Source organism: Nonomuraea polychroma (assembly GCF_004011505.1).
GTDB classification, from domain to species: Bacteria; Actinomycetota; Actinomycetes; order Streptosporangiales; family Streptosporangiaceae; genus Nonomuraea; species Nonomuraea polychroma.
On sequence record NZ_SAUN01000001.1, the window covers coordinates 6,047,151 to 6,064,758 of the forward strand.

Annotated in this window: 18 protein-coding genes; 8 read left to right on the forward strand and 10 right to left on the reverse strand. The window is 68.2% G+C overall.

Translation table 11 applies throughout. From position 1 onward, the window contains the following. Positions 1 to 118: 118 nt before the first annotated feature. Positions 119 to 592, reverse strand: a complete 474-nt coding sequence (locus tag EDD27_RS27520; protein ID WP_127934948.1) for a hypothetical protein — start codon at positions 590 to 592, stop codon at positions 119 to 121. 116 nt (positions 593 to 708) lie between these two features. On the opposite strand from EDD27_RS27520, the gene EDD27_RS27525 reads away from it, so the two are divergent. Further along, on the forward strand, positions 709 to 1,881 hold the full coding sequence (locus tag EDD27_RS27525) for a TerC/Alx family metal homeostasis membrane protein (RefSeq protein ID WP_127934949.1): 1,173 nt from the start codon (positions 709 to 711) through the stop codon (positions 1,879 to 1,881). 23 nt (positions 1,882 to 1,904) lie between these two features. Here the strand turns inward: EDD27_RS27525 and EDD27_RS27530 are convergent, their stop codons facing one another. Both EDD27_RS27530 and EDD27_RS27535 read right to left on the reverse strand, forming a co-directional pair. After that, complete coding sequence (locus tag EDD27_RS27530) at positions 1,905 to 4,895, reverse strand: AAA family ATPase (RefSeq protein ID WP_127934950.1); 2,991 nt, start codon at positions 4,893 to 4,895, stop codon at positions 1,905 to 1,907. 10 nt (positions 4,896 to 4,905) lie between these two features. Beyond that, positions 4,906 to 5,583, reverse strand: coding sequence for an LptM family lipoprotein (locus EDD27_RS27535; RefSeq protein ID WP_127934951.1), 678 nt, complete (start codon positions 5,581 to 5,583; stop codon positions 4,906 to 4,908). A 261-nt stretch (positions 5,584 to 5,844) separates the two neighbouring features. Between EDD27_RS27535 and EDD27_RS27540 the strand changes: the two genes are divergently transcribed. Next, positions 5,845 to 6,180, forward strand: a complete 336-nt coding sequence (locus EDD27_RS27540; protein ID WP_127934952.1) for a carboxymuconolactone decarboxylase family protein — start codon at positions 5,845 to 5,847, stop codon at positions 6,178 to 6,180. Here EDD27_RS27540 and EDD27_RS27545 read toward each other — a convergent pair. Beyond that, positions 6,140 to 7,309 carry a PQQ-dependent sugar dehydrogenase gene (locus EDD27_RS27545; RefSeq protein WP_127934953.1) on the reverse strand — a complete coding sequence of 390 codons (1,170 nt, stop codon included), beginning with the start codon at positions 7,307 to 7,309 and terminating at the stop codon, positions 6,140 to 6,142. The two genes, EDD27_RS27540 and EDD27_RS27545, sit on opposite strands and share 41 nt — an antisense overlap. 26 nt (positions 7,310 to 7,335) lie before the next feature. Between EDD27_RS27545 and EDD27_RS27550 the strand changes: the two genes are divergently transcribed. Continuing rightward, positions 7,336 to 8,085 carry an SDR family NAD(P)-dependent oxidoreductase gene (locus tag EDD27_RS27550; RefSeq protein ID WP_127934954.1) on the forward strand — a complete coding sequence of 250 codons (750 nt, stop codon included), beginning with the start codon at positions 7,336 to 7,338 and terminating at the stop codon, positions 8,083 to 8,085. 120 nt (positions 8,086 to 8,205) lie between these two features. On the opposite strand, the gene EDD27_RS27555 is transcribed toward EDD27_RS27550, so the two are convergent. Continuing rightward, positions 8,206 to 9,417 (reverse strand): ABC transporter ATP-binding protein, encoded by a 1,212-nt coding sequence (locus tag EDD27_RS27555; protein ID WP_127934955.1) that lies wholly within the window; start codon positions 9,415 to 9,417, stop codon positions 8,206 to 8,208. Positions 9,418 to 9,596: 179 nt separating this feature from the next. Between EDD27_RS27555 and EDD27_RS27560 the strand changes: the two genes are divergently transcribed. Further along, on the forward strand, positions 9,597 to 10,655 hold the full coding sequence (locus tag EDD27_RS27560; RefSeq protein ID WP_127934956.1) for a LacI family DNA-binding transcriptional regulator: 1,059 nt from the start codon (positions 9,597 to 9,599) through the stop codon (positions 10,653 to 10,655). Here EDD27_RS27560 and EDD27_RS27565 read toward each other — a convergent pair. Continuing rightward, the gene (locus EDD27_RS27565) at positions 10,627 to 11,796 is read right to left on the reverse strand and encodes a 2,5-dihydroxypyridine 5,6-dioxygenase NicX family protein (protein WP_127934957.1); all 1,170 of its coding nucleotides are present in this window, start codon (positions 11,794 to 11,796) and stop codon (positions 10,627 to 10,629) included. The two genes, EDD27_RS27560 and EDD27_RS27565, sit on opposite strands and share 29 nt — an antisense overlap. 48 nt (positions 11,797 to 11,844) lie before the next feature. Next, positions 11,845 to 12,270: a 50S ribosomal protein L11 gene (gene rplK / locus EDD27_RS27570; RefSeq protein WP_127934958.1), complete on the reverse strand. Its 426-nt coding sequence runs from the start codon at positions 12,268 to 12,270 to the stop codon at positions 11,845 to 11,847. A gap of 38 nt (positions 12,271 to 12,308) precedes the next feature. Here rplK and EDD27_RS27575 point away from each other — a divergent pair, with 38 nt between their 5' ends. Continuing rightward, positions 12,309 to 13,190 (forward strand): helix-turn-helix domain-containing protein, encoded by an 882-nt coding sequence (locus EDD27_RS27575; protein WP_164903814.1) that lies wholly within the window; start codon positions 12,309 to 12,311, stop codon positions 13,188 to 13,190. A gap of 16 nt (positions 13,191 to 13,206) precedes the next feature. On the opposite strand, the gene EDD27_RS27580 is transcribed toward EDD27_RS27575, so the two are convergent. Then, positions 13,207 to 13,692: a glutathione peroxidase gene (locus EDD27_RS27580; protein WP_127934960.1), complete on the reverse strand. Its 486-nt coding sequence runs from the start codon at positions 13,690 to 13,692 to the stop codon at positions 13,207 to 13,209. 187 nt (positions 13,693 to 13,879) lie between these two features. Here EDD27_RS27580 and EDD27_RS27585 point away from each other — a divergent pair, with 187 nt between their 5' ends. Next, a complete protein-coding gene (locus EDD27_RS27585; protein ID WP_338324666.1) occupies positions 13,880 to 14,284 on the forward strand; it encodes an aggregation-promoting factor C-terminal-like domain-containing protein in 405 nt (134 codons plus the stop codon). A gap of 337 nt (positions 14,285 to 14,621) precedes the next feature. Continuing rightward, on the forward strand, positions 14,622 to 15,080 hold the full coding sequence (locus EDD27_RS56965) for an aggregation-promoting factor C-terminal-like domain-containing protein (RefSeq protein WP_241564285.1): 459 nt from the start codon (positions 14,622 to 14,624) through the stop codon (positions 15,078 to 15,080). Positions 15,081 to 15,084: 4 nt separating this feature from the next. On the opposite strand, the gene EDD27_RS27595 is transcribed toward EDD27_RS56965, so the two are convergent. Then, positions 15,085 to 15,723 (reverse strand): TetR/AcrR family transcriptional regulator, encoded by a 639-nt coding sequence (locus tag EDD27_RS27595; protein ID WP_127934961.1) that lies wholly within the window; start codon positions 15,721 to 15,723, stop codon positions 15,085 to 15,087. A gap of 83 nt (positions 15,724 to 15,806) precedes the next feature. Here EDD27_RS27595 and EDD27_RS27600 point away from each other — a divergent pair, with 83 nt between their 5' ends. Further along, positions 15,807 to 16,922 carry a ferritin-like domain-containing protein gene (locus EDD27_RS27600; RefSeq protein WP_127934962.1) on the forward strand — a complete coding sequence of 372 codons (1,116 nt, stop codon included), beginning with the start codon at positions 15,807 to 15,809 and terminating at the stop codon, positions 16,920 to 16,922. A 99-nt stretch (positions 16,923 to 17,021) separates the two neighbouring features. Here EDD27_RS27600 and EDD27_RS27605 read toward each other — a convergent pair whose 3' ends face one another. Then, positions 17,022 to 17,483, reverse strand: a complete 462-nt coding sequence (locus EDD27_RS27605) for a nucleoside deaminase (RefSeq protein ID WP_127940994.1) — start codon at positions 17,481 to 17,483, stop codon at positions 17,022 to 17,024. Between the last annotated feature and the right edge of the window lie 125 nt (positions 17,484 to 17,608).

Consider the following 17,608-nt stretch of genomic DNA (forward strand, 5'->3'; position numbering starts at 1 on the left):
TCAGGGTTCCTTCCAGCCACGCCGAGTCTTATGGACAGCCGTTTCCCGGTTTTTGCCCGCATGTGAACGCCGTGTTAATCAGCGAAAGTTTTACCAAGCCAGATGCATGCCCCGGTCATCACGAGGACGTCACCAGGCCCGCTCCGTCAACGGTGAGCACGGCGTTCGGTCCGCCGGCGCCACACTCGGGTCCATTGGGGTAACGCAGGCGCGGCGTGACGTCGAGCCTACGGTCAAGGATCGGCGCCTCGTCGGCGTCCAGCAGTCGCAGCCGCACCCGCACCGGCCGGTCGGGCAGCCCGGGCACGTCGCCGAACCCGTGCTTGCCACCGTCCGGGACGGCGGTCACCGAGCAGGTGTCGCCGGAGCAGGACTCCTTGCCCGGTCGCGTGGACGGCATCAGCTCGACGTGGGCCGGTTTGCAGGCGCCGTCCCAGCACACCTCCATCGAGGCGGTCGCGGCACGACCCGCCAGCGGTCCCTTGACCTGGACCGACACCCCGACCGGGGTGCCGATGAGCGTGCATAACGGATCGGCCGAGCAGCCGGCGAGCAGGGCGCAGGCGAGGGCGGGCCAGAGGAGCCGACGCATAACCCTTAAGACGTGGGTCAGGCGTATCGGGTTCGCCTCCCGTACGATCATCACCGAGGGGGATTGTTCATGTACGTTCCGTATGACAAGGGTGGCCGGGCAGGGAGGCGCGTCTGATGGACGTGTCACCGCTGGTGTGGTGGCTGACGATCGCGGCGATCATCGGGCTGCTGCTGTTCGACTTCGTCTTCCACGTCCGCCGTGCCCACGTTCCCTCGCTGCGCGAGGCCACGATCTGGTCGGCGGCGTACGTCGGCGCCGCCCTGCTGTTCGGCGTCGGCGTGTGGATCTTCGGCGGCCAGGATCCGGGGACGGAGTATTTCGCCGGCTACATCACGGAGAAGGCACTGTCGGTCGACAACCTCTTCGTGTTCCTCGTCATCATGTCGAGCTTCAAGGTGCCGCGCGCCAACCAGCAGAAGGCGCTGCTTTTCGGCATCGTGTTCTCGCTGCTGGCCAGGACCGGGTTCATCCTGCTCGGCGCGGCGCTGATCAACGCCTTCGCCTGGGCGTTCTACCTGTTCGGCCTCATCCTGCTGATCACGGCGGGAAACCTGCTCAAGCCGGAGAGCGAGGAGAGCCACGACTCCGACAATCTCATGGTCCGCCTGGCCCGCCGGCTCTTCTCGGCCACCGAGGTCTACGACGGGGACCGCCTGTTCACCGTCCAGGACGGCAAGCGGGTCATGACGCCGATGGTGCTCGTCATGATCGCCATCGGCGGGACGGACATCATGTTCGCCCTCGACTCCATCCCGGCCATCTTCGGCCTCACCCAGAACCTCTACATCGTCTTCACCGCCACCGCGTTCTCCCTGCTGGGTCTGCGGCAGCTCTACTTCCTCCTCGACGACCTGCTCGACCGGCTGATCTACCTCGCCATCGGCCTGGCCGCCATCCTGGGCTTCATCGGCGTCAAGCTCATCCTGCACGCGCTGCACGAGAACAACGTGCCGTTCATCAACGACGGCCGGCCCGTGCCGGTCACCGAGATCAGCACCGGCCTGTCCCTGTCGGTGATCGTCGGCGTGCTCGTGATCACCGTGATCGCCTCGCTGACCAGTGCCAAGGGCCGTGCGCAGAACGCCGTCTCGGCCGCGCGGCGGCACGCCCAGGCGTACCTGGAGGTCGAGCACGACCCCGAGCTGCGCGAGGAGCTGTTCAGGAAACTGTGCCACGAGGAGGAGCAGCTCAAGAAGCTGCCGGAGAAATACCGCAGGCGCATTCGCGAAGAGGAGAAGCTGATGGCGCTGCTGCACAAGGTCCACGAGGAGCACGACCGGCGCTGACGCGCGCCGGTCGTGCGCCACCCTCAGGTACGACCGTCGCGCCCGTTGCCGTCATAGCCGAGCAGCCGCATCGCGGTGTCCGGGTCCATCGCCGCGGCCAGGAGCTGGGCCCGGGCGTGGGCCTCGTCACGCTCCCGTTCGGCCTTGGCCTGCGCTGCGCGTACCCCCTTGATCGCCACCAGCGCGAGGCCGCCGCCCACGATCACCGCGACGATCACCACGAACAGCAGGAACAGCAGGCCCGGGGAGGCCACCACGGAGGAGCCCGCCGCGCCCACGCCGTTGCCGCCCGTGCCCGTCACCGCCAGCGCGGCGATGATGGACAGCACCACGAGCCCGAGCAGACTGGCGATGACCAGCCAGACCCGGCCCGGGCTGCGCCGCCTCGGTGGCGGCGGCGCGGAGGCCGGCTCGGCGACGACCGGGACCGGCGGGGGCGCCGGCGTCGGCTGGCCCGCCCATGGCACGAACTCCGGCCGGTCGGCCTGATCGGCGGCCGGGGTGACCGCCGACGGCGGCGGCGCGATCACCGGTGGCGGCGCGGCCACCGGCGGCTGGATGGTCGTGATCGGCGGCGAGGACGGGGGACCCAGCTGCACGGCCGTGACGCCGGGGCCGCTGTAGGCGACCGGCACGGGCTCGGCCTGCTGCTCCACGACCCCGGGCAGGTCGCGGTCGATGCGGCTGTGCTCCTTGTGCGCCCTGGCCGCGTCCCGGTGATAGTCCTCCAGCTCGTCGTAGAGCTCGTCGGAGGCGTAGATCGTGCCGTCGATGAGCGGCCCGGGCTCCCGCCGTATGATCGCCACCACGTCGTCGCCGTTGAGCGTCTTGTGGGTCTCCAGCGCGTGCGCCACGCAGAGCACCTCCCTGCGGTGCTCCTGCAGCAGTTGCTCGGTCTTCTCCAGCAGCCGCACCAGGTTGAACTCGATCCGCTCCCCCAGCACGTCGGGGGTGAGGTCCGGCTCCTTCCTGCTGGGCTCCCTCTCGGTGATGCCGATGGAGCCGCCGCCGGGGAGGGGTTTGCGTACGGCCTTGCCTCCCATGATCTCCAGCTCCTGGAGCGCGGGCAGCGAGGTGACGCCGGAGCCCATGCCCCAGTACGACTCCATCATCGCGGTCAGGTAGGTCGCCGAGAACAGGTCGCCGGACACGCCTGAGGAGTTGTCCTCGCCGAAGAACATCCGCTCCCCGGCCAGCGAGGCGAGCGACACCATGATGTCGGCCTCGTGCTCCGACTTCCATCGGGTGAACTGGTCCTCGGGCTTGATCGAGGCGACCATGCCCAGGTAGTCGGCGCCCTTCTCGATGGTGGCGATGTCGATCTCGAGGTGGAAGCGGGTCACGTACGCCACCACGGCGTGGCAGGCCTCGTGCACGGCCACGGCGTGCCGCTCGCGCTCGATGTACTCGACGTCCTCGGGCGGGCCGAGTTGCTTGAGCCGCTTGGCGCGCAGCACGTCCGACCAGGTGATGATCTCACGCCCGTCCCTGATGGCGGTGATCAGCGACTCGTTGACCAGGTCCTTGATCGTGGCGCCGGTGGCGTACGGGGTGATCGTGGCCAGCTTGTCGATCTGCTCCGCGGTGAGCTCGTGGAGCACCTTGTCGAAGTAGCCCTGGTACGTGCGCACCCGCCCGGCCTTGGACGGGTAGCCGACCTTGTAGATGCGGTCGATGCGGCCCGGCCGCAGCAACGCCTCGTCCAGCGCGTCGGGCCGGTTCGTGGCCATCATGACGAGGATGCGGTATTTGGGCGGCGGCTTGGGACGCATCCCGAGCAGCCGCCTGACGAGCCGGTTGAAGAACCCGCGCGGCTTCTTGAGCCCGGACAGCTCGGTGAGCAGCGCCTGCAGGGTGCCGGGGTCGCCGCTGCTGTTCATGCCGCCGCCCATGAAGAAGCGGTTGCGCGTCTGTTCCGGCTCCTCGCGCCGGGCGCGGAAGGCCAGCACCTGGCGGGTCTCCTCGGACAGGTAGCTGAACCCGTGGCAGCCGTGGACATCGGACATCCCGGAGAAGCCGCCGCCCGGCACGTTCGGGCCCTGCTGGGCCAGTCTCCCCCGCTTGCCCAGCGAGTCGGCCTCGTCGAAGAAGACGATCACGCCGCCGTACCGGAGCGCCAGCTTGCGCAGCTTCCTGAACAGCCCCTTCACCTTCAGGATGCCGATGCCCATGAACATGTTCGTGAACGCGCCCGGATCCACGAACACGTACGGCTTGCCGGTCTCACCGGCCACGGCCTCGGCCATGAGGGTCTTGCCGGTGCCCGGCGGGCCCCACAGCAGCAGGCCGCTGGGGACGTACCCGCCGCGTTTCTCGATCTCGTCGGGCTTCTCCAGGAAGACGATGTTCTCCCGGACGCGCTCGACCACGTGGTCCTGCCCCCACACGTCGCGGAAGCGGGTCTTGATGTCGTCGGGGAAGTACGTCTCGACGCCGCCTCTGGACAGGAACCAGAACAGGCCGACGAACTGGATGATGATGAAGAAGAACAGGAAGACGATCTGCAGGAAGAACGGCAGCGCCTGCCAGATCAGCGCGGGCACCTGGAACAGCGCCTGGAACGGGCTGACGTCCAGCACCGCCCCCAGCACCAGGGCGATCAGCACGACGAAGAAAGTGATCTTGAGTGCCCGCGAGAGCCGGTAGCGCGTCCAGTCGTCGAAGCGCCGGTGCGTCCAGCGTTCGAAGCCGCCGAAGACCTTCTGGCTCCAGAAGCGGTGGTAGGCCGACCAATGCTCACTGATGACGAAGTGCAGCTGGCGGACGACCTCCACGCCGAGCAACCAGAAGATCCACTGGTATTCCTGCGCGATGGCCCGCGCGGCTTCGGGGAAGGTGACGACGCCCTCGAAGTCGGCCATCACCTTCCAGGTGAGGATGAGGTAGGCCGCCACCAGAGCGATGAGGAACTTGCTCCGATCCCAGAACTGCATCTTCTTCCTGGTCACGGATTCGGGGTCGGAGGGCCCGCTGCCGGGGGCACGCAGCCCTTCATGGTGAATGGTCGTGGTCAATGGTGCTCCCTCATCCAGGCAGCCGGAGCAGCTTGAAAGAACTCGCGATCTTGTCGAACTCGCCGGCGCGCTTCCTGAAGCAGAGCGACTGGCAGCCGATGAGCATGACGGAGACCGTGGCACCCTTCTCGTCGAGAATGGCGGTGTGGTCGAACGTCTGGACGTCGTTGCCGATCTGGTAGTTGAAGCGGACACGGACACCTCGGGCGCCGTTGTCCAGGCTCAGGACCTCGTCGTTGAGCAGCTCGAAGTTGCGGAAGGTCGGCGGCTGGCCCGTCGCCACCGACTGTTGCTGGTAGAGCTCACGCATCTGCTCGGTGACGGGCAGGACGAAGTCGCGCAGCCTGTTGAGCGAGATCCCGTCCCGCTGTTCCTCGGTGAGCTGATGAACGGTGGCGTAGACGAAGGGATCCGCCGAACCCAGGAGGTGGTTGACCGACGGTTCCGTGGACTGGTCGAACGCCGTCGACCAGACCCGCTGGGCCCGCAGCTGCGCCGCCTGCGAGTTGGGGTGGTCGCCGGAGAGATACATCTCGATGGCGTTCGCGTTGAGCTGTGTGAACGAGGCCGGCACCTTGAAGTAGGTGGTGCCCGTCCGGTCACGGACGTAGGTGAATTCCGGCTGCCCGCACGCAGACAGCATGAAGATCGCGGCCAGGAGCACGATCGAAGCCCGTGTCTTTTTCACCAGGGCTTACCTCCGCATTTACGGACCAACGGAGTTGTTGTGCCCGCTTTCAGGCGGAATGAGCCCCTTAAAGGCTGAGAAATCTTGACCAAATCTTGGCCAAGCATTGGCTTTACTTGTTACAGATCAAAAATCGCGCGACGTGATCTGGGTGCTTCGCTGAGTGGATCGCTCACCGTACAACGTTCATGCAACCCCCATTGGTTCAAGTCAGGAAGTAGCTAAAGATATGAGGATCCCTAGCGACATCCGGAGCTTGCGATGACAGAACCCGCCATGGAGACCGTCGACTCCTTCGGCATGTCGGCCGAACGCCAGTTCGCCGACGTCTGGTCGAGGACGGTCCTGACGGTCAGGGAGCGCCGCCTGCTCCTGCTCGGGCTGCTCGTCGGCCAGGGTCTCGACCAGTTGACGGACGTCCAGCTCGATGTCGCCCTGCGAGCCGGCGAGCTCAGCGAGACCGAGTTGCGGGAGGTGGTCGTCTTCCTGGCGCACTACGCGGGATGGGCGCGCGGGGCGATATTGAACGACCAGGTGGAGAGCCTGATCGAGCGGGTCAGGCAGGCTCGATCCGATACAACTGGCCCCTCAGGCTGAGCGCGTAGAGCTCGCCGTCGTGCCCTTGGCCGAACGACGACAGCTGCTCCACGTTTCCGACCTCGGCCGCCTTGTCCAGCTCGTCGACGGGGGCGGCCTTGATCCATCCGGCGCAGAAGTCGCCGTACATGAACTGGCCCCGCAGCCACGGGATCTTCTCGCCCCGGTAGACGTACCCGGCGATCACCGAGCAGTTGCCGCCCTCGCCGAGCGGATAGACGATCATCGGGTCGACCAGCTCCCGGCCCTTACCGCCGCGGAAGGGTTTGTCCCCCTCGCGGAGATTCCAGCCGTAGTTCTCGCCGCCTTCCGAGCCTGCCGGCTGGTAATCGACCTCCTCCCACGCGTTCTGCCCGACGTCGCCGATCCACAGGTCGCCGGTGTCGCGATCGAAGGTGAAACGCCACGGGTTGCGCAGCCCGTATGCCCAGATCTCGGTCTTCGCGCCCTCCTTGCCGACGAACGGGTTGTCCTCGGGAACCTTGTAAGGCCGGCCGCCCCGCGGATCGATGCGCAGGACCTTGCCGAGCAGCGTGCCGAGGTCCTGGCCGCTGCCCTGGGGGTCGCCCGCGCCGCCGCCGTCGCCGAGCGCGATGTAGAGGTAGCCGTCGGGACCGAAGGCGAGCTGGCCGCCGTTGTGGTTGGGGAAGGGCTGGTCCTGGGTGAGGACGTCGCGCCGGCCGGTCGCCTTGGAGCCGTCGTAGGCCCATTCGGTGACGTGGGTGCGTCCCTGGGCGTCGGTCCAGTCGAGGTAGACCCACCGGCCGGACGGATGGAACGCCACGCCCAGCAGGCCCTGCTCGTTGCCGCCGCTCACCTCGCCCGACAGGTCGATCACGGTCTTGCCGTCGTCGGTGCGCAGCCGGCCCGTCTGCTCCGCGACGTACATGCGGTCGTCGCCCTCGCGCACGGCCAACGCCACCGGCTGCTCGAAGCGGCCGATCATCCGGAACCTCAGCTCACCCCGCTCGGCCGGAGTCGTGGATGCCGGGGTGGTGGGCGCGGGGGCGGTCGTCGTCAGCTCGGCACGAGGAGTGAGCTGCCCGGCGGGCGGCGGAGCCTCTGACGAGCAGGCGGTGACGATCGCTACCAAAAGGAGCACAGCCACGACGAGGCGCACACTGTTCATCCTGCCATGACCGCTAGGGTTCAGGCATGCCAACCGCATTGATCACCGGCGCCACCGCCGGTCTCGGCGCCGCCTTCGCCCGGCGCCTGGCCGCCGAAGCGTACTCGCTCGTCCTGGTGGCGCGGGACGAAAGCCGGCTCGCCGAGGCCGCAGGCCAGCTCAAGCTCAGGTACGGCGTGAACGTCGAGGTGCTGCCCGCCGACCTCGCGACCGACGACGGGATCGCCGCGGTCGAATCCCGCCTGCGCGACGGCGTCGACCTGCTGGTCAACAACGCCGGGTTCGGTCACCCGGGGCCCTTCCCCGACGTGCCGGTCGAGGACGAGGTCCGCATGCTCAAGGTGCACTGCGAGGCCGTGCTCAGGCTCACGCTGGCCGCGCTGCCCGGGATGCGCAGCCGTGACCGGGGTGCGGTGATCAACGTGGCGTCCGTGGCGGCGTTCTTCACGCGCGGCACCTACAGCGCGTCCAAGGCGTGGGTGGTGAACTTCAGCGAGTCCGCCGCGGCCGAGGCCGGCAGCCCGCGCATCAAGATCATGGCGTTGTGCCCCGGTTTCGTGCGGACGGAGTTCCATCAGCGGGCCTCCATGGACACGTCGGGCATTCCCCGGTTCCTGTGGTTGAAGGCCGACGACGTGGTACGGGAGGCGCTGCGCGACCTGGCGCTCGGCAAACGGGTGTCGGTGCCGGACCTGCGTTACAAGGCCATCGTGGCGGCCGGCAGGCTGGTGCCGCGCAACCTGCAGAGCCTGGTGTCGAGCAGGCTCGGACGTTAAGGATCAGACGCTGACGGGGTTCTGCCTGCGGACATGGACGGGCCCCCGCCGCGGGAGGGGGTCGCGGTGGGGGCCCAGCGATCGTGAGCTGGGCTCACGATCGAGAACTGTGGCTGGCGGTCAGCGGTTGGCCTCGTGGCCGATCGCCAGACCGGAGGCCGGGTCGAAGAAGTGCATGTTGTGCGTGTCGACGACCAGCTCGATGTTCTGGCCGGGGCGCACGTGGCTGCGGGCGTTGACGCGGGCCGTCCACAGGGACTTGTCGCCCACGAGCGGCAGCGCCGCCTCGTCGTCGTCACCGGTGTCGGCGGCGGCGACGGTGTCCTTGTGCTCGACCGGCGGGGCGTCGATCAGGAACAGGACGTTGATCTCGGAGCCCAGCTCCTCGGTGACCTCCGCCTTGACCGGCAGCGTGGCCCAGCCATTGGCGTGGTTGCCCGCGGAGGTGGCGTCCTCGAAGTCGGACGGGCGGATGCCGAGAATGATCTTCTTGCCGATGTACTGGTCCAGGCCCGGCTTGTCGGAGAAGGTCGACTCGGGAATCGACAGCTTGATGTCGGCGAAGGTGACGGCGGCGCCGTTGTCGCGGACCAGCTCGGCGGTGACGAAGTTCATCGACGGCGAGCCCATGAAGCCCGCCACGAACAGGTTGACCGGCTTGTCGAACAGGTTCTGAGGGGTATCGACCTGCTGGAGCAGACCGTCGCGCAGCACGCACACGCGGTCGCCCAGGGTCATGGCCTCGACCTGGTCGTGGGTGACGTAGACGGTGGTGACGCCGAGGCGCTCGTGCAACGTGTTGAGCGAGGCGCGCATGGAGACGCGGAGCTTGGCGTCGAGGTTGGACAGCGGCTCGTCCATGAGGAAGGCCTGCGGCTCACGCACGATGGCGCGGCCCATGGCGACACGCTGGCGCTGACCACCGGACAGGGCGGCCGGCTTGCGCTTGAGGTACTGCTCCAGACCGAGCATCTTGGCGGCGTCGTTGACGCGCTTCTGGATCTCCGCCTTGGGCATCTTGCGGAGCTTGAGGCCGAAGGCGAGGTTCTCCTCGACCGTCATGTGCGGGTAGAGCGCGTAGTTCTGGAAGACCATCGCGATGTCGCGGTCCTTGGGCGGCAGGTGGTTGACGACCTTGTCGCCGATGGAGATCTCACCGCCGCTGATGTCCTCCAGGCCCGCGATCATCCGGAGCGCGGTCGACTTACCGCAACCGGAGGGACCGACCAGCACCATGAACTCGCCATCCTTGATCTCAAGGTTGAGCCCGTTCACGGCCTTTACGCCACCGGCGTAGATCTTGTCGACGTTCGTCAGAACGATGGATGCCATGACATTCCTTCGCGCTCCAGGGCGGTGGCCCGGATGTTGTTACCTTGTGCCCACTGGCGTGGATACGTTTTCAAGCATCTCACCCGAAACGGACATCGGTGTCAAGGGTTCCCGCGTGACCAGCCTTTGTCGCCGTGCCAGCCTTCCCCTTCGGTGAAAACCATGATGGAATCGTTTCCATGGACAGGCGGGCGACGATCAAGGATGTGGCCGAGGCGGCCGGCGTGGGCGTCGCGACCGTGTCCAGAGTGCTCTCGGGCGGCTCGGCCAGCCCGCAGACCAGGGAACGTGTCCTGGCCGTCGCCGCGCAGCTCGACTACCGCCCCAGCGCGCTCGGCCGCAACCTGCGCCAGCGCCGTACGGGCGGCATGGGGCTGCTCGTCCCCGACCTGACCGACACCTTCTACGGCCAGCTGGCGGAGGGCGTGCTGGCGTGTGCGCGCTCGGCGGGCGAGCCGGTCGTCCTCGGCTCGACCGGCGGCGACCCCGAGCAGGAGTCCGAGCTGATCGGCATGCTGCTGGAGCAGAGCGTGGACCGTCTGATCGCGGTGCCCTCGGGCGACTCCGACACCTGGACCCCGGTGATCCGCGCGGGCATGACCGTGGTCTTCGCCGACCGCCTTCCCTCCCATGCCACGGAAGAGCACGCCGGGACGGCGGCCCTGGCGGACCTCATGGCCCTGGACGGCCTTGGCGCCGCCGCGCAGGCCCGCCCGCTGGACGTGCCCGCGGTGCTGGCCGACGACCGGGCCGGCATCCGCACGGCCGTCCGCTACCTGCGGGGCCTGGGCCACAAGCGCATCGCCTTCCTGGGCGGCCCCGGCCACGACCGCCGGGCGGCGGCCTTCAGGGAGGCGGTGGGGGCGCCGGTGGACGAGGAGCTGGTGGTGTTCGGCACCGGCAGCCGCGACTCCGCCTACGCCGCCGCCTCCGGCCTGTTCCAGAGCCGCCCCGACCTGTCGGCGGTGGTCACCGGAGGGAACGTGCTCGGGGAGGCGGCCGTGCTGGCGGCCAGGGAGCTGGACCTGCGGGTGCCGCGGGACGTCTCGCTGGTGATGTACGACGACGTGCCCTGGGCCGAGCTGTGCTCCCCGCCGCTGACGGTGATCGCCCAGCCGGGGCGGGACATGGGCTATCGGGCGGCGGAGCTGGTGCTGCGTGCCGGGGGCAGGAGACCGCGGAGCGTGGTCCTGCCGACCGAGCTGATCATCAGGGGGAGCTGCGGCCCACGCCGCTGACCTCTTGCCGGCCCGGCGTGCCGGTGTAGCGGCGAGGCAGGATCATGACGGGGTTGTCGTCGAGGATCACGTCCGGCGGACCGAACGCGGCGGCGACCTCGCGGATCTCCGGCTCGTCCAGCATCAGCAGCCGGCCGCGCTCGACGAACAGCTCGCCGTCCACCAGCACGGTGGGCCGGTCGACCTGGCAGTCGCAGTGCGCGAACCCCGGCCCCGTGGTGACCGGCACCCCGTCCGTCAGCCCGTCGAGGCCGCAGTAGAAGGCCCCTGCGTGCTTCTCCCGCTCGAACTGCGTCCCGCCGGACACCCGCACCTTCGGGTTGAGCCCGAACAGGGCGTGCCGCATGTAGTAGCCGCCGGGCGCGTACCGCCGCAGTTGCTCGGCGGCGGCCCCACCCTCGATCTTGCGGACCAGGTTGCCTTCCAGGGTGATCCGGACCGGCTCCTCAGGCACGCCGGTGACCGTGGAGTCCTCGACGACGAGGACGCCCTCGGTGTCGGTCGGCCAGAAGTTGGCGCCCCCGTACGGGAAGGGCCGCCAGTCGCCGGGCCGCAACGCGCCACCCGGGTTGGACTCGAACGTCAGCCCGGAGAACGTCACGTCGGTTCCCCGCTCGGAGGTCACCCGGATCGACCGGGCTCCCGACAACTGCCGCAGCGCGCGGCCCAGCAGCGCGTAGAAGACCTCGGTGGGCAGGCGCGCTCCGGTGAGGAGTGCTCCGGCCGTGGCGGTCATGTGCAGGGACAGGAACCGGGCGGAGCGGGACCTGATCTGGTCGAAGAAGAGCGGGGCCGTGTGCACCTCGCCCCACCAGGTGCCGCTGATCACGACGTCGGACTCGCGGAAGGCGGCCGTCTCGATGTCGAGCGGCGCCTCCCGGTCCCACCCCCCGGGACTGAACGGCGCCACGGACAGGATCCGCACGTCGGCGTCCCGGTAGGCGGCCGCCGCGGCGATCGCCTGGACGACGACCGGGTCGACGGTGTGCTCCATGAGCAGCAGCACCCGCTCGCCGGCCCGCAACCCGACGTACTCCACCAGGTTGCGGACCCCGGGCATCAGCTCGACGATCGAGTACGGCGCCGCGGCCGGCTCGGCGACGTAGCTGAAAGGCGATCCTGCGTACGGATTGATCGTCATGCCGGAGCTGATACCCCCGCCAGGAAGTCACCTACCGTAAGCAGTCGATTACTCTTTGATCGTCAGCCCCATCGACCGGGCGGTACCGGCGACGATCTTGACGGCCTGGTCCAGATCAGTGGTGTTGAGGTCGGCGAGCTTGGCCGCCGCGACCTCCTTGAGTTGCGCCACGGTCACGACGCCGCCGCTCTGGTGCCCCGGCCGCGGGCTCCCGCCGTTCAGCCCCGCCACCCTGCGGATGAGCGACGCCGTCGTCGGCTGTTTGACCCGTACCTCGAAAGACCGGTCCTCGAAGACGGTCACCACGGCGGGGACGACGTGCCCGCGGAGGTTCGCGCTGAGCGCGTTGTACTGCTTGCAGAACTCCATGAGGTTGATGCCGAGCGGGCCGAGGTCCTTGCCGACGTTGGCGGGACTCGCCTCCCCGGCGCCGAGGTGCAGCGTGACGGCCCTGGCGATCTTGTTCTTAGCCATGCGCGGTACGCTAAAGTCTCCCGTTAGTGGAGACTCAAGTGCATTATTCGATCGGGCAGCTGGCCGCCCTCACCGGGCTGCCGGTCAAGACGATCCGCTTCTACTCGGACGCGGGCGTGCTGCCCACCCCCCACCGCACCTCCTCTGGCTACCGCCGCTACACCGACGAGCACCGGGCCCACCTGGAGCTGGTGCGCACGCTGCGCGAGATCGGCCTCGACCTGGCGACGATCCGCTCGCTGGGACACCGCCGCCTCAAGGACGTCCTGGCTCTCCATCTGGAGGTGGTCGAGACGCAGATCGCCGCGCTCCAGCGGACCAGGGCCGTGCTCCGTGCCACCGTGGACAAGGACGACCCCGCCGAGGAGGACCTGCGCAGGCTGCACGCGCTCGGGCGGGTGGGCGCCGCCGAGATGGCCGCCTTGCTCGACTCGTTCATCGACGGGGTGGGCGGCGACATCGCGGCCCGGCGCGACTGGCTGGCGTGCATGCGCGACGCCATGCTGCCCAACCTGCCCGAGGACCCCACCGCCGCACAACTCGACGCCTGGCTCGAGCTCGCCGGCCTGCTGTCCGACGAGGATTTCCAGGCCGGCCTGCGGAGCATGAGCGCGGACTTCTGGGCGGAGCCGCGGGACCACGAGGCGTGGCGGCGCGCCACCGCCACGATGATCGAGGAAGTGCGGGCCGCCCTGGCGGCGGGCATCGCTCCCGAGTCCCCGGAGGCCGATCCCGTGCTCGAACGCGTCCTCGAGCTGAGCGGGCAGACCGGCGAGGAGATGCTGCGCGGATTCGACGAGCACGACCCGCGCGCAGGACGTCTCTGGGAGCTCGTGGCGATCGTCCGCGGCATGGAGCCGTCCTGGCCCCATACGGCCGCCTACAGGTGGATCGAACAGGCCCTGCGCGCCCGGTCCTGACCGCGTGACTCCTCAGTCAGAGGAGCTTCTCGATGGCCGCGGTGATCGCCGGGTCCTCCGGCGTGGTGCGGGGACGGAACCGGGCCACCACGTTGCCCTCTCCGTCCACCAGGAACTTCTCGAAGTTCCACTGGATGTCCCCGGCCTCGCCGTCCGCGTCCGGCGCCTGCGTCAGCCCGGCGTACAGCGCGTGCCGGTCCGGGCCGTTGACGTCGGTCTTCTCCAGGAGCGGGAAGTCCACGCCGTACGTCGTCGAGCAGAACTCCTGGATCTCCTCCGGCGAGCCGGGCTCCTGACCGGCGAACTGGTTGCACGGGACGCCGATCACCGTGAAGCCGCGCGGGCCGTACCGTTCCTGCAGCTTGACCAGGCCGTCGTACTGCGGGGTGAGGCCGCAGCGGGAGGCGACGTTCACGATGAGGGCGGCCTTGCCGGCCGACAGCTCGCGCAGGGTGGTCGGGGTGTCCGTGAGGGTGCGGAGAGGGATCTCGCTGAGCGTCATAGAGAGACCTTACAGAACGAGTCACGTCGAAAATGAGACGCAGGACACATTTATCCGACAAAACCCCTGAAACTGCTATATATCGGGATCTTTACTGACGATCTCCATTTGCGCGGTCAATTCCCTGTAAAGCGATCCCATCAGGCACGGTGGCGCGGTCCATGTCCCCCTTCGAAAGGGAACCCGCATGCCCATGCTCCGCCGTACCGGCGTCCTGGTCCTGACCGCCACGCTCGTGGCGGCAGGCGGCGCCTCGGCCGCACAGGCGCAGAGCTCCCAGACGAGCGCGAGCAGCAGGAACAAGTCGATCGCCAAGCCCCTGGTGGCGGCGCGCGGCTGGAACAAGGCCCAGTTCAGGTGCTTGGAGAAGCTCTGGGCGCGTGAGAGCGGCTGGAACCACCGGGCGGGCAACCGCTCATCGGGTGCCTACGGCATCCCTCAGGCGCTCCCCGCCCACAAGATGGCCTCATCGGGCCGCGACTGGCGCACCAACCCCCGCACCCAGATCAAGTGGGGCCTCGGATACATCAAGAAGCGGTACGGCACGCCGTGTCGCGCGTGGGCGCACTTCCAATCCCACCGTTGGTACTGAGCCAAACCTCAGACTTGCCCGAATCTTGTGGCAAGAGCAGGCCATGGGCTCGACGGGCCGGGCAATCCCGTCCCAGCGAGCCGGCTGTTTATCCGCAACGATCACACAAACACCTGTCCTTCGCGTGTCGCGATGTATGACCCACGGTGACGGCGCGTAATAGGAATCGTGCTAAAGGACACGTCGCGGAGCCCTCCGGGCCGCCCAGCAGGATCGGGCGGATCAGGATCCCGGAGGGCCGGGCGGACCCGCCACGTCCGAGCCACGGACGCGGACGAGCAGGGCGCACAGAACGTCGGTGCGCCTGTCCGCACGCGACCCGACAGCAAGGATCGTCTTGGACAGCACACGCGCCTTCAGCGTCACTCTGATTTCCGTCACCGCATTCACCACCTTCGGCGCCACGACGACCGCTTGGGCGGAGTCGAGGCCATCGGTCCGGATCGGGACCTGGACGACGTCGACGGAACCCGATATCCCGGCCATCCGGCCCGAGAACAGGAACAAGAGGATCGCTCTGGACCACGTCGTCCAGCGGTCCTGGAACCTTCAGGAATTCCGCTGCCTGGACAACCTCTGGACCAGGGAGAGCAACTGGAACCACCGCGCACTCAACCGCTCATCGGGCGCGTACGGAATCCCCCAGGCGCTGCCCGCGGGGAAGATGAGCGGCGCCGGCCACGATTGGAGGCACAACCCCGAGACACAGATCCGGTGGGGCCTGGCCTACATCAAGGGCAGGTACGGCAAGCCGTGCGGCGCCTGGGGCCACTTCAGATCGCACAACTGGTACTGAGCACTCACCGGCTGCGCGCTGAGTGCGCCACCATCGCCTGGATCAGCAGCTCGAGCCCGAACTCGAACTCTGCCTCGTGGTCGCACTCGTCCAGCAGCGGCGCCAGTGAGCCGACCTCAGGAAACAGGGTGGCGTCGACGCTGTCGGCCTTGATCGTCCTGGTGTGGACGGGAGCGAACGTCGGCGTCACCCCGACCTCGCGCAGCAGCGAGCCCACGATGTACGCGATGAACATACGCAGGATGCTGACCGCGTCCGCCCCGCCGAACCCGGCGCTGCGCAGTGTGGCGAGCGCCCGCTCGACGGGCAGCAAGCCGGCCGCGGAGTGAAGCTGGCGGCTGACCACCACCATGGTCGAACGCGGGTAGTGATGGGCGATCTGCCGGAACGCCCGCGCCTGCATGCGCACCCGGTCGGTCCAGTGCGCGTCAGGGTCGTCGGTGAACTCGATCTTGCTCAGCACCGCCTCGGCCACGCCGTTGAGCAGGACGTCCTTGCTGGGCACGTGGTTGTAGAGCGACATCACGCCGACGCCCAGGTCGGCCGCGATGCGCCGCATGGAGACCGCGTCGGCGCCCTCGCGCTCGATGAGGCCGATGGCCGCGGCGACGATCCGGCCGCGCGAGAGAGGCTCCGTGGGCATAGCTCATTCTATTGACGGACGTACGCCGTACGTGCAAGCTCGAACCATGGACGTACGGTGTACGTAACCCCCCCGGAGGTCCGATGTCGACGCATGATCTCTACACCATCCCCGCCGAACTCTCCACCTGGGACGTCCAGATGGCCGGCAGCAGCCGGTTCACCTGGGAGTACGACGACGGCCGAGATCGCATGCTGGCCCTGTACCAGAAGGGCAAGGACAAGCAGTGGGACTCGGCCAAGCGCATCGACTGGGACCTGGAGGTGGACCCGTACAACGTGCTCGGGATCCCCGACCAGACGATTGCCATTTACGGCACCCCCTTGTGGGAGCGGATGAGCGAGCAGACCCGCCAGGAGGTGCGCCGGCACGGCGCGGCCTGGCAGTTCTCCCAGTTCCTGCACGGCGAGCAGGGGGCGATGATCTGCTCAGCCAAGATCGTGGAGTCGGTGCCCGACCTGGACTCCAAGTTCTACGCGGCCACGCAGACCATGGACGAGGCCCGCCACGCCGAGACGTACGCCCGGTTCCTCCAGGAGAAGGTGGGCCTGGCGTACCCGATCAACGAGCATCTCAAGGCTCTGCTGGACAGCACGCTGACCGACTCGCGCTGGGACATGCCGTACCTGGGCATGCAGGTCCTCATCGAAGGCCTGGCATTAGCGGCGTTCGGGGTGATGCGCGACATCACGACCAAACCGCTGCCCAAGCAGATCCTCGCCTACGTGATGCAGGACGAGGCCCGGCACGTCGCGTTCGGCCGGATGGCGCTGCGCGACTACTACAAGAACCTGTCGGAGACGGAGCTGCGCGAGCGCGAGGACTTCGTCATCGAGGGCTGTTACCTGATGCGCGACCGGCTGCGCGGCAAGGAGACCTGGGAGAACCTGGGCCTGTCGAAGGCCGAGGTCGACGAGGCCATGGAGGCCACCGAGCACTCGGAGTACCTGCGGCTGTTCCGGTCGTTGCTGTTCAGCAGGATCGTGCCGTGCGTCAAGGACATCGGGTTGTGGAGCCCGCGGCTGCAGCAGGCGTACGCGGAGATGGGCGTGCTGGAGATGGCCGGCCAGTCGCTCGAGGCGCTGATGAAGCAGGACGAGGAGATCGCCGACAAGCTCGACGCGGAGCGCTTCGCGCAGGAGGAGGCCGAGCGGCACGCCGAGGTCGCCGAGACGATCATCCTCGGCCAGGAATCCTGATCAGCCTGTCGGCCACCCTCCGATTCCGGCAGACCGCTTCGTGTGCGGCCTTCACTCAGCTTTCGCGACGATAGCGAGGCGTATTGCCGCCATGAGGGCTCAGCTGCCGCGATGGAAACGGCGGTGCAGCTCGCGTACCTCGTCGGCCAGTTCCGGCACCGGCCCCTCCACCACAACCCCGGGCGCGACGTCGTTGACCGGCAGCGTCCGGACCGGAGGCGGGGGCACGCCGAGCTCCGACAGCCAGGCGGCGAGCTGCTCCGACGACGCCACGTACACGATCCGCCCCAACCCCACCCAGGCGTGGGCGGCCGCGCACATCGGGCAGTGCTCGCCGGAGGTGTAGACGGTGGCCGCGGCGCGCTCCTCCGGCGTCAGGTGCGCCGCCGACCAGCGCGCCAGCGCGAACTCCGGATGCTGGGTGCGGTCACCGGACGCCACGTGGTTGTGGTCCTCGGCCAGGACGGCGCCGTCGCCGGAGACGAGCACGGAGCCGAACGGCTCGTCGCCCACTTCCAGCGCTCGCGTGGCCAGCTCAACGCACCGCCGCAGATGCGGCATGTCGGATTTGTCGATCACGAGTCCCCCATCCTATGCCTCATCACCATGAGCGTAATGGTCGTCCTCAAAGGGCATGATTCTTCGCGTTTCCCCACGTCAGGCAGGGAAGACGCACCATGGGGACA